Genomic DNA, 16,205 nt, shown 5'->3' on the forward strand with positions numbered 1-16,205 from the left:
ATGACCGATTTCTCCCGCCGCGCCGTCCTTGCCTCCGGGCTGGTCGCCTCCGCCGCGCCCGCCTTCGCGCAAAAGGGGGCGACTGCGCCCGCTCCTTACGGCGCAGTCCCCTCGGCGCGGCAGTGGCGCTGGCACCAGCGCGAGCAATATGCCTTCATCCACTTCGCGATGAACACCTTTACCGACAAGGAATGGGGTTATGGCGACGAAGACCCCAAGATGTTCAACCCGAGCGACTTCAGCGCGGACCAGATCGTCGGGGCGGCCAAGGCGGGAAACCTGAAGGGCATCATCCTGACGGCGAAGCATCATGACGGCTTCTGCCTCTGGCCAACCAAACTGACCGAACATTGCATCCGCAACGCGCCTTATAAGAACGGCCAGGGCGATATCGTTCGCGAGATGTCTGACGCCTGCAAGCGGGCCGGGCTGGCCTTCGGCATCTATCTCTCGCCCTGGGATCGCAACCATCCCGAATATGGGCGGCCAGCCTATGTGGAATATTTCCGCAAGCAGGTGGTCGAACTTTGCACCGGTTATGGCGAGCTGTTCGAATTCTGGTTCGACGGGGCCAATGGCGGCGACGGCTATTATGGCGGCGCACGCGAGACGCGGCAGATCGACGCGCCCAAATATTATAACTGGCCCTCGATCATCGCGCTGGTCCATCAGCATCAGCCGATGGCCTGCACCTTCGACCCGTTGGGCGCGGATATTCGCTGGGTCGGCAACGAGGACGGTATCGCGGGCGATCCCTGCTGGCCGACCATGCCGAACCATCCCTATGTCCAGTCGGAGGGCAATTCGGGCGTGCGCGGCGGGGCTCTCTGGTGGCCTGCCGAGACCAACACCTCGATCCGGCCCGGCTGGTTCTATCATGCCGACGAGGACTCGAAGGTCCGCTCGCCGGAAAACCTGGTCGGCTATTTCGACACCTCGGTGGCGCGCGGCACCAACATGAACCTGAACCTGCCGCCCGACCGGCGCGGGCGTATTCCCGATCAGGACGTGAAGATCCTGAAGAGCTTCGGCGATGCGATCCGCGCCAGCTTCGCGACCGACCTGGCGCAGGGCGCGGTGGCCAGCGCCAGCCATGTGCGCGGCAAGGGGTATGAAGCGGCCAAGGTGCTCGACGGCCAGCGCGACACCTATTGGTCCGCGCCGGACGGCGTGACCACGCCCAGCCTGACGCTGGACCTGCCGCCGGGTCGTCGTTTCGACCTGATCCGCATCCGCGAATATCTGCCGCTTGGGCTGCGCGTCACGCGCTTCGCGGTCGATGCGGAGGTGAGCGGCCGGTGGCAGCAACTGGCCGAGCATGAGTGCATCAGCGCGCAGCGGATCATCCGCCTGCCCCAGCCCATTACCGCACGCCGGGTCCGCCTGCGCATCGTCGACGCCCCCGTCTGCCCGGCGATCAGCGAGGTTTCGCTGTTCCAGAGCGTCGCGCCGGTCCCCGTCCCCGCCATCGTGTCGAGCGACCCGACCGTGCTGGCGACAACCGACTGGACTATCGTCTCGGCCACCGCGCCGGGCGCCGAAAAGCTGCTCGACAACGACGCCAAGACCATTTGGGTGCAGCCTGCGCCAGTGGCGGGCAAGCCCGCCAGTGTCACGGTCGATATGGGCCAGGTGCGCGATGTCGCGGGCTTCAGCCTGACGCCCTCTCGCCAGGTCATGATCGACGCCGCCCCGCCGCGTGGTTACGTCGCGGAGACAAGCGTCGACGGCAAGAGCTGGGCCCCGGCAGGCTCGGGCGAGTTTTCGAACATCGCCTATGCGCTTTCCACCCAGCGCCTGCCCTTCAGCAGCGTCCGGCCGGTCCGCTATCTACGGCTGACCTTCGCGGAAATGTCCAAGCCCGCCGCCAAGCTGGCGATCGCGGGGCTCGGCGGCTTCACCAAGCGGTAGGACCCGTTTCCTCCCCTGCAAGGGGAGGGGGACCAGCGAAGCTGGTGGAGGGGTGTCGCCCCCTCGATAGCACGACACCCCTCCGTCAGGCCTTCGGCCTGCCACCTCCCCTTGCAAGGGAGGAACGGAGTTATCGACCACACACCCCCATAAAAATCCACCGAAACGGGATGGCATTTGCCTTTTGTGCGTTGCAACATGACGCGACGCAGAAGGAGGTATGCCATGACCGACCGTCTCGAACCCCATGTCCCGTCGCGCCCCCGCGTCGCCCTCGCGCTGCAAGGTGGCGGCGCGCATGGCGCCTATGGCTGGGGCGTGGTGGAGCGCCTGCTGGACGAGGATATCGAGATCGTCGGGGTCAGCGGCGCCAGCGCCGGGGCGATCAACGGTGCGGCGGTCGTCTCGGGCTATGCGACCGAGGGCGCGGCGGGGGCAAAGGCGGCGCTGGAGCGGCTATGGGGCCATGTCGCCGATGCCTCCCCGCTCGCCCCGCTCGATGTCGGCGCAATGGGCGGTCCGTTCTTCGAGCCGCTGCTGCGCCGGTCGCTGGACATCGCCAAGCTCTCCAGCCGCTATGTCGCGCCTTTCCTGCCCGGCGTGCGCGACATGCGCGCACTGCGACAGGCGGTCGCGGAAAGCATCGACCTGGACTTGCTCGCCCGCCAGACGCGCCTGCCCTTCTATGTCGCGGCGACGCATATCGCGAGCGGATCGGCGCGGCTGTTCACCGGCGAGGATGTGACGCTCGACGCGCTGATGGCCTCGGCCTGTCTGCCCGAACTGTTCGCGGCGGTGGAGATCGAGGGCGAGCAATATTGGGACGGCGGCTTCACCGCCAACCCCGCGCTGGAGCCGCTGCTGACCGAGGCGATCGGCGCGACCGACATGATGATCGTCCAGATCACGCCCTTCACCGTCGAGGATGTCGGCGGCTCGGTCGGTGAGGTGATGCGCCGGGTCAGCGATATCAGTTTCAACGCCTGTCTGCGCCGCGACCTGCGTGCCCTGTCGGAGATTCAGGACGTTGCCCGTGCCGAAACCTCGCGCGATCGGCGAATGCGGGCGATCGCGCGGGTCAACCTGCACCTGCTTTCGCCGCCGCCCCAACTGGCGGGGCCATCGGGGACGAGCAAGGTCGACACCCGCTGGTCGGTGCTCCAGGATTTGCGCGAAATGGGTCGTGCGCAGGCCGAAGAGTGGCTGGCCGCCCATCGCGAAACGCTCGGCCGTGCGTCGTCCTTCAAGGGGCTGCCCGAGGACATGATGCGGCCCTGAACCGCCTTTTCCGGTCATTTCGGATTTTTGGGTAGTCCGGGCGGAACACTGATCCCATGCACCTGTTGTCATGGGCTGGAGCGGCCAAAGCGGAAACAAGAGGACGGAAACCCATCGTTTTCGAAGTGGGTGCCGGGCGGGAATGGACGACGGCCTTAGCGTATCCAACGGGCAGCCGCCCCTCAGCCAATTTCACCGATATTGATATTGATCAAGAATTGGGCGAGGAAAATGACGCCCATGTCAATCGAATGCAATCTTTCCGCTATCCGACTGGGAGCCAATCAATATTTATAACGTTGTCGCTCCATAACGAAAGGGGCGAGATTGTTTATCCTGCATCTGGCACTTGGTGGGTGCCTGAAATCGCCACCTGTCCACTATGGCATCACCGCCGATACGGGCGGTCATATTGCCTATATTCTGGACGCAGCCGCCGCGCAGGCGAAGAATGTTGATACACATCAAGTCTCCATCGTCACCCGCCTCTTCGAGGAACCGGGACTGCCGCTCGATCACGCCCGTGCGACCGAATGGCTTTCGCCCAAGCTGACCATCGACCGGATCGCTACCGCCAATCGACGCTATCTGGAGAAGGATGCGCTGGCCGACGATCTTGCCGCCTTCACCGAGGCGTTCTGCGCGCACCTCGCCCGATTGCCGCGCCTGCCCGACGTCATCCATGCGCACTTCTCCGACGCCGCCGCCGTCGCGGCCGAGGCACGGCGGCGCTTTGCCATCCCCTTCGTCTATACCCCGCACGCACTGGGCATCGACAAGCGCCGCCATCACGGTCCGTCGCCCGCGCTGGATGGCCGTATCGCCGCCGAGCGGACGGCCATCGCCAGTGCCGACGCCCTGATCGTCTCGACCGAGGACGAGGCCGAGCGGCAGGTCCATGCTTATGGCATTCCAGCCGGCGGACGGATCCACCGCATCGCGCCCGGCGTGCCGAACCATGAGGGCGGCCGCCCAGGTCGCCCGACGCTCGCCGACCGGCTGGGCGAGTGGCTCGACGAACCTGCCAAGCCCATCCTGCTCGCTATCGCCCGCCCTGTCGCCAAGAAGAATCTGGGCGCGCTCGCCCGCGCCTATGCCGCCTCGCCTGCCTTACGCGAGGCCGCCAATCTGGTCATCCTGGCGGGGCAGCATGACGGCCTCGGATCGGCCGAGGAGCGCGCGGTGCTGGCCGAGTTGCTGGCGCTCGCCGACAGGCCCGAGCTTCGCAGTTGCTTCGCCCTGCCGCCACGGCATGACGGGCATGACGTCGCCGCCCTCTATGAGCGCGCAGCGGCGGGCGGCGTGTTCGTCAATGCTGCCCTTCACGAACCCTTCGGCCTGACCCTGATCGAAGCGGCGGCGGCGGGCGTGCCCGTGGTCGCGACCCGGCATGGCGGCCCCAGCGAGATCGTCGCCGCCTTGGGCCACGGCCTGCTGGTCGAGCCGCGCGACGAAGACGCCATTGCCGCCGCCTGCCTTACCATCCTGTCCGACCCCGACACCCATGCGCGGATGAGCGCGAATGGCCGATCGGGCTCCACCCTCTATGCCTGGGACCGCTACGCCATGGAATCCACCGCGCTCTATGCTCATCTGCCGCGCACCCCCGGCCTGCTCGCCAGCGATATCGACCATACGCTGACCGGATGTCGGGTCGGCGCGCATGACTTTGCGGCATGGCGTCAGGCGAGCGACCTGCCCTTCGTCGTCGCGACCGGCCGCTCCTTCGCGATGGCCCGGATCATCCTATCGCAATGGGGCATTCCCGAGCCGGACGCCTTCATTACCGATGTCGGGACACGCATCATGCTGAAGGGCCAGCGCGGATGGCAGGAATGCCCCGTCTTCGCCGCGCGTCTGGACGAAGGGTGGGACCGCAAGGCGGTGGTTGCCGCGCTCAAGCCGTTGCGCCTGCGCCCCCAGCCGCGCGACACGGCCGGGCCGCACAAGGTCAGCTATTTCGGCACCGCCGAGGATGCCGCGCGCGTTCGCGAGACGCTGGCCGAACAGGGACTCTCTGCCAAGACCGTCTTCTCGCATGGGCGGCTGATCGACGTGCTGGCGCCGCTGGGCGGCAAGGCGGCGGCGGTCGCCGCCTATGCCAAGCGGCTCGACCTGCCGATGGGCGCGTGCATCGCGGCCGGGGACAGCGGCAACGATGTCGACATGCTCGACGCCTGCGGCCATGCGATCGTCGTCGGCAATGCCGGGCATGAGCTGGCCGACCTGCCCGAGCGTGACGGCCTGCTGCGCGTCACCGCCCATCATGCCAATGGCGTGATGGAGGGGCTGGAGCGGCTGGGCCTGACCACCCCGATGCCGACCCAGGCGACGGCGGCGTGACGCGTCCCTTCGGTTATTTCGTCCACCATCAGGGGCGCGGCCATGCCGAACGTTGCGCCGCGATCCTGAACGCCCTGCCGCCCGAGCGCCCCGTCACCATCTTCTGTGCGCGCGACGACATCTTCCCACCCCTGCCGCCGCAGGTCGAGATCGTCACCATCCCCTCCCTTTTCGAGCCGACCGGGCTGGAGGCGGGAACGATGGACACGGTGCCGACGCCCGAGACGTTGCACTGCGCGCCGCTCGGCTGGCCCGGCATCCGCCATGCCATGGCGGTGATCGCCAACTGGTTCGACCGCGCCGACCCCGCCCTGATGATCTGCGACGTCTCCGCCGAGATCGCGCAACTGGCGCGTATCTGTTCGGTCCCGCATGTGAAGATCCTTCAGCATGGCGACCGCAGCGATGCCGGACACCGCGCCGCCTATGACGGTGCCGCCGGATTGCTCGCCGCGTTCGACGAGGCGCTGGCCCAGCCCGAATGGGACGCCGCCATGCGCGCCAAGACCTGCTTCGTCGGCGGACTGGGCGTCGACACCCGCATCCCGGAGCGCGAGTTGGCACGCCAGCGGATCGGCGTCGGCGCGGACGAGGAAATGATCCTGGTCCTGTCGGGCGGCGGCGGCGGCGGTTTCGCCCAGGCCCCGCTCGGCGTCGGCGCGCGTAGCCGCCCCGGCGCCCGCTGGATCACCATCGGCCCGGTCGCGCGCGACTGGCATGCGACCGAGCCCGCCAATATCGAGCATCGCGGCTGGGTCGACAATCCGGCCGACCATGTCGCCGCTGCCGACCTCGTCATCGCCTCGACCGGCAACACCACCTGCCAGCAGATACTGGCCGCCGCCCGCCCCTGGCTCGCCATCCCCGAATGGCGCTATTTCGACGAGCAGCATCGCAAGGCGGAGGCGCTGGCCGCCGCCGGGGTCGCGTGCGTCCGTCCGCATTTGCCTTCCTCGGCCCAGGCCTGGACCTCCGCGCTGGCCGAGACCCGCAGCCAGCACCGCCCCGCCATACAGCGCGCGATGATCGCCGACGCGCCCGCCCAGACCGCCGCCGACTGGCTGGAGGCGCTGTCCGCGCGGCTCTGGCCGATCGACCTTACCCATTCCCTTCCCCAATCCACCGGAGCCTCTTCATGATCTCGGTCGTCACGCTCGCCGGGGGCCGCCCCGAACATCTGCGCAACGTCGTGATCGGCCTGACCCGCCAGACGATGCTCCCCGCCGAGCTGATCGTCGCGGTCATTCAGGACACGCCCTATGACCTGCCGGAAGCCCCCTTCCCGATCCGCCAGATGATGGTGTCAGGCCCGCGCCTGCCACTGGCGACCGCACGCAATGCGGCGGCCGAGGCGGCGGTCGGCGACAAGCTGGTCTTCCTCGACATGGACTGCATCCCGACCCCCGAATTGCTGGCCGATTACGATCGCTATCTGGATCAGGAAGACGGGCTGCTGATGGGCGAGGTCATGTACCTGCCCGGCGGCGCGACGGCGGGCGAATGGCGATATCAGGATTTCGCCGAGGTCGCGGTCCGCCACTCCGACCGGCGCGGACCGCCGCCGGAGGGGATCGAGCGGTGCGAGGATTATCGCTGCTTCTGGTCGCTCAACTTCGCGATGCGTCGTGACACCTTCCTCGGCACCGGCGGGTTCGACGAGCGCTATGCGGGCTATGGCGGCGAGGACACCGATTTCGGCAAGGTGGTGGACAAGGCGGGCGTGCCGATCGCCTGGATCAAGGGCGGGCTGGCCTATCATCAATACCACCCGCACCACATGCCGCCGGTCCACCATATCGACAGCGTGGTGCGCAATGCCGAATTGTTCGAGGCGAAATGGGGCTATCGCACCATGGGCCACTGGCTGCATGCCTTTCGCCTGATGGGCCTGATCGACGACACGCCCGGCCGCCCGATCCGGATCCTGCGCCGCCCCGATAAGGACGACCTCGCGCTGACCGGACAGCAGAGCCACCAGCCCTATGCCAACACCGCCAGCGTCATCCGCCTGCTGGAGGAGCGCGCCGCCGGCGCCTGCGTCGCGGCATGAGGATCGCACTGCTCGCCCATGTCCGCCAGCCCATCCGCCAGCCTTTCCTGGGCGGCATGGAGGCGCATGGCTGGTATCTGGCCGAGGGGCTGGCGGCGCGCGGGCATGAGGTGGTGCTGTTCGCCAGCGGCGACAGCGACCCGCGCTTTACCCTCGATCCGGTCCTGCCGGTCCATTACGAAGCCGTCTTCCCCTGGGCCGAGCATCGCGGCAAGCCCGAACTGATCGCGCATGTCGATGCGGGCTATGCCGCCGCCTGCGACCGGATCGCGCGCGGCGGGTTCGACGTGGTGCACAATAACAGCCTGCACCGTTTCCCGCTGGAGCAACGCCGGACCGCGCAGGTGCCGACCGTCACCTCGCTGCATGTGCCGCCCTATGACGCGCTCCATCATTTCGTGACGATCAGCCCCAGCCCGACCCATAGGCTGACCGTCACCTCCGCCCGCCAGTTGCAGGCCTGGTGGCCGAACGGCGCGCCGCCCGAAGCCTCGGTGCTGCACAATGCCATCGACCCCGCCTCCTGGCCCTTTGCCGAGCAGGGCAATGGCCAGGCGGTGTGGTGCGGGCGGATCACCCCCAACAAGGGCACGCATCTCGCCATCCGTGCCGCGCGGGAAGCGGGCGTCGCGCTGACCCTGTTCGGCGCGGTCGAGGACCCGGACTATTTCGCCGCCGAGGTCGAACCGTTGCTGGGCCATGGCATCCGTTATGGCGGGCATCTGGACGGGGCAGCGCTGGCGCAGGAACTGGGGCGGGCCTCGGTATTCCTGTTCACCCCCTGCTGGGATGAACCATTCGGACTGGTGGCCATCGAGGCGATGGCGTGCGGCCTGCCGGTCGCCGCGTTCGATGCAGGCGCGGCGCGCGAAGTCGTCGGCGAGGCCGGATGCATTGCCCCAGCCGGGGATGTCGCCGCGCTGGCCGACGCCCTGACCCGCGCCATGGCCGTTCCGCGCAGCACCGCCCGCCGCCGGGTGGAGACGCATTTCGCCCGCGACCTGTGGCTGGACCGCTGCGAAGCGCTTTACGCCAGCGTGCGCGGTGCTTTGCCGAGCGCCATCGCGGCGTGAGCGAGGATGTGATCGCAGGCCAGCGAAAGGCGCTGCTCGACCTGTATCGCCGCCACGTCGTACCGGGAGAGCCCTATGCGCTGGTCGATTTCCCCGACCATCCCAATGTGGGCGACAGCGCGATCTGGCTCGGCGAGATCGCGCTACTCCAAGCGGTCGGCGCGGGCGATCCGGCCTATATCTGCCGCTGGGACGATTTCGACGAAGCGGCCTTCCGCGCCGCCTGTCCGAGCGGGCCGATCCTGATCCATGGCGGCGGCAATCTGGGCGACATCTGGCCGCATCATCAGCATTTCCGCGAACATCTGATCGAACGCTTTCCCGACCGTCGGATCGTCCAGTTGCCCCAGTCGATCCACTTCCGCGACGAAGCCCATCGCAACCGCTTCGCCGCACTGGTCGACAGCCACCCGGATTTCCACCTCTATGTCCGCGACACGGCGAGCCTCGACCTGGCCCGCCGGCATTTCACCTGCCCCAGTACGCTCGCCCCAGACTCCGCCTTCGGCCTGGGCAGCGTCGAGCGACCGGCCTTGGCGGATTGCCAAGTGCTGATGCTGCTGCGCTCCGACGCCGAACGTGCCGCGCGCGACGACGCGCCTTTGCTGGCCCTTGCGGATACGGTAGCCCTGGACTGGCTCGACGAACCGCCGGTCGCGGCGTCCGCTCCGACCGAGCGGGCACGGGAGCGCGTCGAACGCGGGCTGACGCTGCTCGCTCGCGGCGAGCGGATCGTCACCGACCGGCTGCACGGCCATATCCTGGCCCTGCTGCTCGGTATCCGCCACGTCGTGCTGGACAATGACTATGGCAAGGTCGGCGCCTATATAGCCGCCTGGACGGCGGAAAGTCCGCTCGTCCGGCAGGCGCGATCCGCGCAGGAGGCGGCGGAGCTGGTCGCGGGATGATCGATATCAGCCTGCTGATCTGCACCCGCAATCGCAGCCGCAGCCTGGCCGCCACGCTGGCCTCGATCGATACCGCCGCCCGGCATCCGGGCATCGGCGCGATCGAGCTGATCCTGGTCGACAATGGCTCGACCGATGCCACGTCGGCGGTGATCCGGCACTGGGCGATCAACCGCCCCTTTACGGTGCGCCTGCTGTCCGAGCCGCTGCCCGGCCTGGCCCGCGCCCGCAACCGGGCACTTCGGGCGGCGCGGGGGCGGATCGTCGCGATGACCGACGATGACTGCGTGCTGCATCCCGATTACTTCGCGCATATGGCCCGGGCCTTTGCCGGGCAGCCCGCCCCCGTCATCATCGGCGGGCGTATCCTGCGTGGCGATCCCGCCGACCTGATGCTGACCGTCAAGCTGGAGGATCATCCGATGATCGCCGAGCCGGACAGCTTTCCCGGCGGGTTCGTCATGGGCGCTAATCTGGCCTTCACCGCCGATGTCGGCCGCATGGTCGGGCCGTTCGACGAACGCTTCGGAGCGGGCGCGCCGTTCCGTGCCGCCGAGGATACCGATTTCCTGCTGCGAGCCCAGGCGCTGGGCATAGCGATCCGCTACGACCCCGACTTCATCGTCGACCATTATCACGGCCGCCGCCGCGAGGACGAAGCCGTCGCGCTGCTGGCGGGATACGGTTTTGGCGACGGAGCGCTCTACGCCAAGCATGTTCTGACCGACCGCCGGGTCCGCCGCTGGATGGTGCAGGACGTCCGCAACCTGCGCGATCGCTTTACCGGGCCGGTGCCCACGATCCGGCATTTCCACGCCTTTCGTTTGCGCCATGTGCTGGCGGGCCTGGCCGCCTATGCGCGCGTCGCCGTCAAAAATCCGCGCTTAGCCTGACCCCTACGGTGCGCGGCCGCAACGGTGTCGAGACATTGCGCCGCCCGAGCAGAAACGGATTGCCATAGGCAAAGCGATTGCCCCGCTCGTCGAGCAGATTGTCGAGCGTCAGCGCCAGCGCATAGCCGCCCCGCCGGGCGGTCAGACCCAGATTGGCGACGCCATAGCCCCCCTGCCGGACGTCGAACATGTCGCCGACACCCAGCACCGAGGGACCGACAAAGGCCACCTCCCCCCGCGTCGACAGGATCGTGTCACGCCCCAGGGCCAAATCGCGGACCAGCCCCAGCCGCGCCGAGACGCTGGGCGTCTCCGGCAAGCGGCGATTGTTGGCGCGGCTGAGCAAGGCGGTCGAGCCTGTCGCCTCATTGTCGGTCACGAACACCGCCCCGGTCAGGTGCCAGTCACGCTGCGGCACCCACTCGACCCAGCCCTCCAGCGCATCGACGCGCGCATCGCCGATATTGTTCGTCACCGGCTGCCCGGCGCGGTTGAGCAGATCGGCCTGGATCGCCTTCCAACGGGCATGGGACAGGCTGACCGACGCCGACAGCCCCGTCGCCCCGCGCCGGACATGGCGCAGCCCCGCCTCGACCATCTGGATCGAGTCGGACTCGAAGTTCGCAACCCGCCCGACGCCCGCCGCGACCGCCAGACCACCGGTGCGAAAGCCCGATTGATACCGGCCGAACGCGGTCCAGTCGCCACCCAGCGCCCAGGCGAAACCAAAGGTCGGATCGACGCGCGTGGTCGACCGGCCACGCACGAAATTCTTGGATCGCGGCGTGATCGACGGTTCGCCATCGACCCGCGCGGCGGTCACGCGCCCGCCCAGCGTCAGCGACAGGCGGCCGGTGACGGGATGCGTCGCCTCGCCGAACACGGCACCGCTGCGGGTGACGTTGGTCACGCCGATCACCGGTCTGACCCCCTGGCGGATGGTCAGCGAGCGCCCCATCACCGACTGGTCCGACACCAGATTGACGCCGACCACCCAGGATCCACCACCGGCCAGGCGTCGTGACACGCGGCTTTCGTGCGAGAACAGCGTCTTGTCGCCGTTCAGCTGATAGGTTTCGTGCGGCACCACCGGGCTGGCATCGAACCGTTCGAAGGACGAGCCGCTGACGATGCCGGTGGCGGAGACGAATTGCAGGCCGCTCGCCCAGCTTTTGGACAGGAGCAGCCGCCCGAACCGCATGTCGCTCCAGGATGGCTGGGCAATCGCCGAGCGGCTGGCCAGCACATCCTCGCTCAGCACATATTGCGCGTCGCGCGACACGATGGACTGGGTGCCACCGCCCAGTTCGGCGCGCCAGCCGTCCCCGACATTCCAGGCCAGCGTGCCACGCAAACCGCTGGTTACGACCCGGTTGATGTTGCGCGCCTTGGTCCGCAGATTGTCGATATAGCCGCCATCGACCGCATGATAGCCGACCAGCCGGATGCCCAGCGTATCCGCCAGCAGCACCTTGTTGGCGACCGCCGCCATATCGTTGCTCGGCGCCCCGCCCCCGGTCAGTGCGCCGCCCCATTCGATCCGACCGCCATCGCGGGTTAGCGACACGGGGTTTGAGGTCAGGCGGATGATCCCGCCGATCGCGCCCGAGCCGTGCAGCGCCCCCTGCGGCCCTTCGGCAATCTCGACCTCGCCGATGTCGTAGAGTTTCAACCCCGGATCGGGTCCGGCAAAGGCGATCTGCACCTCGTCGAGATAGAGACTGGCGGTGGACTCGGTCGCGCCGTTGAAGCTGCTGTCGGCGATGCCGCGGATGAACAGCTTGTTGCGCCCCGGTCCCAGCGCGGTGGTCTGAAGGATCGGCGTCTGCCCCGCAACACTGCTAAGGTCGATCGATCCGTTGGGCAGCGCGACGCCGCGCCCGATCACCGATACGCTCCCCGGATAACGGGCCAGTTCGGTGCCCTGTTTGCTGGCGGTCACGATGATATCGCCGGTTCGGCCAGCGGGCGGCGGGATGGCGGGCGGAGGGCGGCTGATGGATGGGCGACGCGGCGATCCGACGATACGGAAGCTGACGGAGTCGATCGCGATGGCGCGGTAGCCGGTCCCGCGCAGCAACTGCGCCAGGGCTCTGGCGGGCGGCGCGCCGGTGGTCAGGGCCCGGGTGCGAACGTCACGCAGGTGGGGATCGGTGGCAACGACGGTGATGCCGCCCTGTCGCGCCAGTTCGCGCAGCGCGAAATCCAGCCTTGCGGGGGCGAGCACAATCCGGCGGGACGCCGCTACATGGGTGGTCTGCGTCCGACCGGCAACGGGCAAGGCAAGGGCGATCGCGACCAACAGACCGCGTTCAATAAACCCCGTCCGACGCCCGCAAAATCCAGTCCCCACCGCTCTGGCGCCACTCCGCTCCGATCAGCTTCGCAAGACGTGGAACGTCCCGGCTGGCTTCCCCCGTCACCCGGACCAGCCCGGTGACGCTGCGTTTCGCCAACGGCCCCTCCACCGCGATCCGCATGCCATAGGCGGATTGCAATCGTGCAGCAATCGTGTCGACCGTATCGCCGTCGAGGTCTAGCAGGCCGCGACGCCACCCCCCGACCATCGCCGGATCGACCTGCACGCGGCGCAGGCTGCCCCGCGCCTCGTCCAGCCTTGCCCCCTGCCCGGCGGTCAGCTGCATCGTCTGGCCACGGGGGGCGAGCGCGACCGCCCCTTCCGCGACCGTCACGTCCAGCCGAGCCCCCTCACGCCGGACGTTGAACACGGTCCCCACGTCGCGGATGGCAACGTCGCCCGAGCGGAGTTCGAAAGGAGCGGAGGCGTCGTGCCGCACGCGGAACAGCGCCTGTCCGCTTTCCAGCGTCGCGATCCGCGTGTCGTTGCGGTCGAGCCGAAGCCGCGATCCCCCCGCCAGCTCGACCTGCGTGCCGTCGTTCAGGGCAATGGCCCGCGTCTCGCCCGGCCGGGTCTGTTCGACCCGGATATCGGGCCGCGCCTGCATCAGCACCGGCCCCGCGATCAGCGCGACGGCCGCCGCGACGCCGCCCATCAGCCACCAACGACCCCACCCCCTGTTGTCGTTGGCGACTACCGGCGCTTCCACGATGACGGGTTCCGGCTCGGCCATCGGATCGACCAGCAGGGCATCGGCCATCGCCACCGCGTCATAGGCGCGCGCATTGGCCGGGCTGTCTTCCAGCCAAGTCGCAAAGGCGTCCCATTCGGCCGCGCTCATGTCGCGCTGCCGGACGTGCCAGTCGATCGCCTGTTCCTCCCGCGTCACTCGTCCCCGCTCCTTCCACTGTCAGGACGACGCCGACACGTCCGATCCGCACCCTCGGCATCACGATTTTCTTGCAAAAATTGATAGGCGCGGCGCAGCAGCTTTTCGACGGCACTCACCGTGATGCCCATCTGCTCCGCGATGTCGCGTTGCGGCCGTTCCTCGAAGCGGAACAGGGTGAAGGCCTCGCGCATCCGGTCGGGCATCCGCGCGATCATCGCATGCGCCTGGGCCAGTTCGCTGCGGCCCGACGCGATCCGTTCGGGATCGGCATATTCGGCGGATTGCGGCTGCACCTCTTCCCACGCGCCGTCCCGCACGCCGCGCCGGGCGGTGGCGATACGGCGGTCGGTCGCCAAATTGGTCGCCATGCGGCAGAGAAAGGGAATGGGCTGATCGATCAGCGTGGCGTCGAGCCCGGAAACGCGCAGCCAGAGGTCCTGAAGCGCATCCTCCGCTTCGTCGGGCGAGCCGAGCCGGGCGGCCAGCAGGCGACGCAGCAGCGGGCGCGCCTCCATGAACCGGCCTTCCAGACCCTGATTACCCAAAGACCGCCCTCGTATCAGGCGGCGAAGGCCAGCCCGCGTTGCGCCGCCATGTCAGACACCGAAACGGCACGCAAGACATCGGCTTCGTCGCGCCGCGCCGCCGCGATCACGTCACCCGCCCGCTTGCCCGCGCCGGGATGGCACATCACCAGATGCTCCGCCCCGCCATGATCCAGGAAACGCGGCAACGCCTCGGCAAAGCGGCCGTCAAAGCCATAATGCCCGGCAAAACCCCGGTTGCAGTGCAGCCCCGCCGCCTCCGCCGCACGGGTCAGGCCGCGCGAGTGATAGGCGCTGCCGATCGCCTTGCCCCGCCATGGCCGGCCGAGCAGTCCGACCAGCCGGTCCTCGCAGGTACGCACCCAGGCTCCGGGCGCACGCCGCCGCGTGATCGCCAGCACGATCGGGCGGACACCGGGCAGCGCGTGCGAATGCTGGTGCCCGTCGACAAAGGCGGGCGGACGGCCCATCGCCGCCTCGAACCGGTCGAACTGCGCCTCGACCTCGCGGGTGATCTCGGTCGGGTCGAGGTGTCCGCGCGACGCCAACCGCGTCAACGGATCGATCCCCGGCATCACCCCGTCCTGGGTAAAGCCATTGGGGTGGATCGGCACTTCCTCGGTCAGGGTCAGATGCAGGCCGATCTGCGCCGTTTGCGGCACGGACCGCAGCATCACGCTGTCCTCCATCCAGTTCGGACGAAGGGTCATGCAGCTTGTCGCGTTCAATTTGCCCGAGCGCAGCAGCTCGGCGATGACCAGACTGTCTTCGGTGGAAAAGGCGAAATCGTCAGCGCAAAGAATAAGCCGGTTCACCCACGACCCCCGCCAGTTGCTGATAGGCCCGCTCACGCATCCGCTCGGTCGTGAGCCGCCGCGCGCGCAGTCGCTTCGCAAGGAAATCGTAGAAGAACCAGTCCCCCGCGAACGGCGCGGCGATGCTGTAGACCAGCCGCTCAGTCAGCGTCCAGCGGATCGACTCCCGGTCGCGCTCGCGGTCGGAGGGAACGCACCAGAAGCCATCGGCATAGGCCATGGTGCCGTGGCGCATGACGCGGTGGATGACCTCATGATCCTCCAGCACGAAATTCCAGCGGCGCGCATCGAACCCGCCCGCGGCCTTCAGCGCCTCGGTCCGGAAGGCCTGGCCCGCGCCGCCCGCATGGCACTGGCGCGGCAGGAACCGTGCGGCCAGCCGGATCGCGGCGGACTCGCGACGACGCTCCGCTTCGCCGTCCTTCGGCGCGATGAAATAGGCCCCGGCGACTACGCAGCCGGGCTTTTCCAGCAGGGCTTGCGCCTGTGCCAGATAATCGGCCGGATAATAGGTGTCGGCATCGCAGGTCGCGACGAAGCGCGTGTACACATATTCGAGGCCCAGGTGCAGCGCATTGATCTTGCCCGGCAAACCCTGGTGGAGCAGGATATGGTCCAGCCCCAGTCTCTCGCAGGTGTCAGTCGCCACCCGCGCGCTGGCGTCGAGCGAGCCATTGTCGACCAGCACCAGCCGGAACCGCACCGTCTGCGCCGCCAGGCTTTCCAGCGTGGCCGCGAGATCGCGCTCCTCGTTGAAAAAGGGCACGACCACGGTCCAGCATGGCGCGACATAGGCGCCCGTCCGTTCCGTCTTCCCCGCCTGGGCCCAGGCCGTGGCATTCCGCCAGGCCGCGCCTTCCGCATCGAGCAGCATTACCCCACCCCGCCCTTAAAACGACCAAACCACCCGGTTGCCGAAGCCCCCGCCCGGCAGCGGCCGAAGCCACAACCAGAAGTGTTCATGGCTAAGACGAAGCAGTCCCCGCCGAACCGGACATGGCGGCTGAAAATATTTTCACTCGACCGGGAACCATGTCGATTTTCTTTGCGAAAGCCCCGGTGTCGATGACATGGGCGGCGGCGCACCGGGCCGGGTCCGCAGGACTTCGCTCCGCCCGTCGCCCATCCTCCAACAGGG

13 protein-coding genes are annotated in these 16,205 nt (G+C 68.1%); 8 read left to right on the plus strand and 5 right to left on the minus strand.

Translation table 11 applies throughout. From position 1 onward, the window contains the following. From ASF14_RS17910 to ASF14_RS17945, 8 genes are all read left to right on the plus strand, one after another. Entirely contained in the window at positions 1-1,911 is a 1,911-nt protein-coding gene (locus ASF14_RS17910) for an alpha-L-fucosidase (protein ID WP_056438218.1), read from the plus strand. 225 nt (positions 1,912-2,136) lie between these two features. Beyond that, positions 2,137-3,189 (plus strand): patatin-like phospholipase family protein, encoded by a 1,053-nt coding sequence (locus ASF14_RS17915; protein ID WP_056438221.1) that lies wholly within the window; start codon positions 2,137-2,139, stop codon positions 3,187-3,189. A 327-nt stretch (positions 3,190-3,516) separates the two neighbouring features. Further along, a complete protein-coding gene (locus ASF14_RS17920; RefSeq protein WP_056438224.1) occupies positions 3,517-5,532 on the plus strand; it encodes an HAD-IIB family hydrolase in 2,016 nt (671 codons plus the stop codon). After that, positions 5,529-6,671 carry a glycosyltransferase gene (locus ASF14_RS17925; RefSeq protein ID WP_056438227.1) on the plus strand — a complete coding sequence of 381 codons (1,143 nt, stop codon included), beginning with the start codon at positions 5,529-5,531 and terminating at the stop codon, positions 6,669-6,671. The genes ASF14_RS17920 and ASF14_RS17925 overlap by 4 nt, the downstream gene beginning before the upstream one ends. Next, positions 6,668-7,582 carry a galactosyltransferase-related protein gene (locus ASF14_RS17930; RefSeq protein ID WP_056438230.1) on the plus strand — a complete coding sequence of 305 codons (915 nt, stop codon included), beginning with the start codon at positions 6,668-6,670 and terminating at the stop codon, positions 7,580-7,582. Before ASF14_RS17925 ends, ASF14_RS17930 begins: the two co-directional genes overlap by 4 nt. Continuing rightward, positions 7,579-8,655, plus strand: coding sequence for a glycosyltransferase (locus ASF14_RS17935; RefSeq protein ID WP_056438233.1), 1,077 nt, complete (start codon positions 7,579-7,581; stop codon positions 8,653-8,655). Before ASF14_RS17930 ends, ASF14_RS17935 begins: the two co-directional genes overlap by 4 nt. Next, entirely contained in the window at positions 8,652-9,563 is a 912-nt protein-coding gene (locus tag ASF14_RS17940; protein ID WP_056438236.1) for a polysaccharide pyruvyl transferase family protein, read from the plus strand. The genes ASF14_RS17935 and ASF14_RS17940 overlap by 4 nt, the downstream gene beginning before the upstream one ends. Beyond that, positions 9,560-10,456, plus strand: a complete 897-nt coding sequence (locus tag ASF14_RS17945) for a glycosyltransferase family 2 protein (protein WP_056438239.1) — start codon at positions 9,560-9,562, stop codon at positions 10,454-10,456. The genes ASF14_RS17940 and ASF14_RS17945 overlap by 4 nt, the downstream gene beginning before the upstream one ends. Here ASF14_RS17945 and ASF14_RS17950 read toward each other — a convergent pair. Genes ASF14_RS17950 through ASF14_RS17970 form a run of 5 tightly spaced genes read right to left on the minus strand, consistent with a single transcriptional unit; the run spans position 10,434 to position 15,941 of the window. Beyond that, positions 10,434-12,758, minus strand: a complete 2,325-nt coding sequence (locus ASF14_RS17950; protein ID WP_056438242.1) for a TonB-dependent receptor — start codon at positions 12,756-12,758, stop codon at positions 10,434-10,436. The genes ASF14_RS17945 and ASF14_RS17950 overlap by 23 nt on opposite strands. Positions 12,759-12,768: 10 nt before the next feature. Further along, positions 12,769-13,704: a FecR family protein gene (locus ASF14_RS17955; RefSeq protein ID WP_056438245.1), complete on the minus strand. Its 936-nt coding sequence runs from the start codon at positions 13,702-13,704 to the stop codon at positions 12,769-12,771. Continuing rightward, positions 13,701-14,252: an RNA polymerase sigma factor gene (locus ASF14_RS17960; RefSeq protein WP_236697126.1), complete on the minus strand. Its 552-nt coding sequence runs from the start codon at positions 14,250-14,252 to the stop codon at positions 13,701-13,703. The genes ASF14_RS17955 and ASF14_RS17960 overlap by 4 nt, the downstream gene beginning before the upstream one ends. A gap of 14 nt (positions 14,253-14,266) precedes the next feature. Beyond that, positions 14,267-15,067: a ChbG/HpnK family deacetylase gene (locus ASF14_RS17965; RefSeq protein WP_056438254.1), complete on the minus strand. Its 801-nt coding sequence runs from the start codon at positions 15,065-15,067 to the stop codon at positions 14,267-14,269. Next, positions 15,042-15,941: a glycosyltransferase family 2 protein gene (locus ASF14_RS17970; RefSeq protein WP_236697127.1), complete on the minus strand. Its 900-nt coding sequence runs from the start codon at positions 15,939-15,941 to the stop codon at positions 15,042-15,044. The genes ASF14_RS17965 and ASF14_RS17970 overlap by 26 nt, the downstream gene beginning before the upstream one ends. Positions 15,942-16,205: the final 264 nt, after the last annotated feature.

Origin of the sequence: Sphingomonas sp. Leaf257, from assembly GCF_001422185.1 — a bacterium.
GTDB lineage: Bacteria > Pseudomonadota > Alphaproteobacteria > Sphingomonadales > Sphingomonadaceae > Sphingomonas > Sphingomonas yabuuchiae.

What these genes read in the sequence shown, in the direction of transcription:
- ASF14_RS17910 (WP_056438218.1), top strand. Translation starts at nt 1, where the DNA reads ATGACCGATTTCTCCCGCCGCGCCGTCCTTGCCTCCGGGCTGGTCGCC.
- ASF14_RS17915 (WP_056438221.1), top strand. Translation starts at nt 2,137, where the DNA reads ATGACCGACCGTCTCGAACCCCATGTCCCGTCGCGCCCCCGCGTCGCC.
- ASF14_RS17930 (WP_056438230.1), top strand. Translation starts at nt 6,668, where the DNA reads ATGATCTCGGTCGTCACGCTCGCCGGGGGCCGCCCCGAACATCTGCGC.
- ASF14_RS17935 (WP_056438233.1), top strand. Translation starts at nt 7,579, where the DNA reads ATGAGGATCGCACTGCTCGCCCATGTCCGCCAGCCCATCCGCCAGCCT.
- ASF14_RS17945 (WP_056438239.1), top strand. Translation starts at nt 9,560, where the DNA reads ATGATCGATATCAGCCTGCTGATCTGCACCCGCAATCGCAGCCGCAGC.
- ASF14_RS17970 (WP_236697127.1), bottom strand. Translation starts at nt 15,941, where the DNA reads ATGCTGCTCGATGCGGAAGGCGCGGCCTGGCGGAATGCCACGGCCTGG.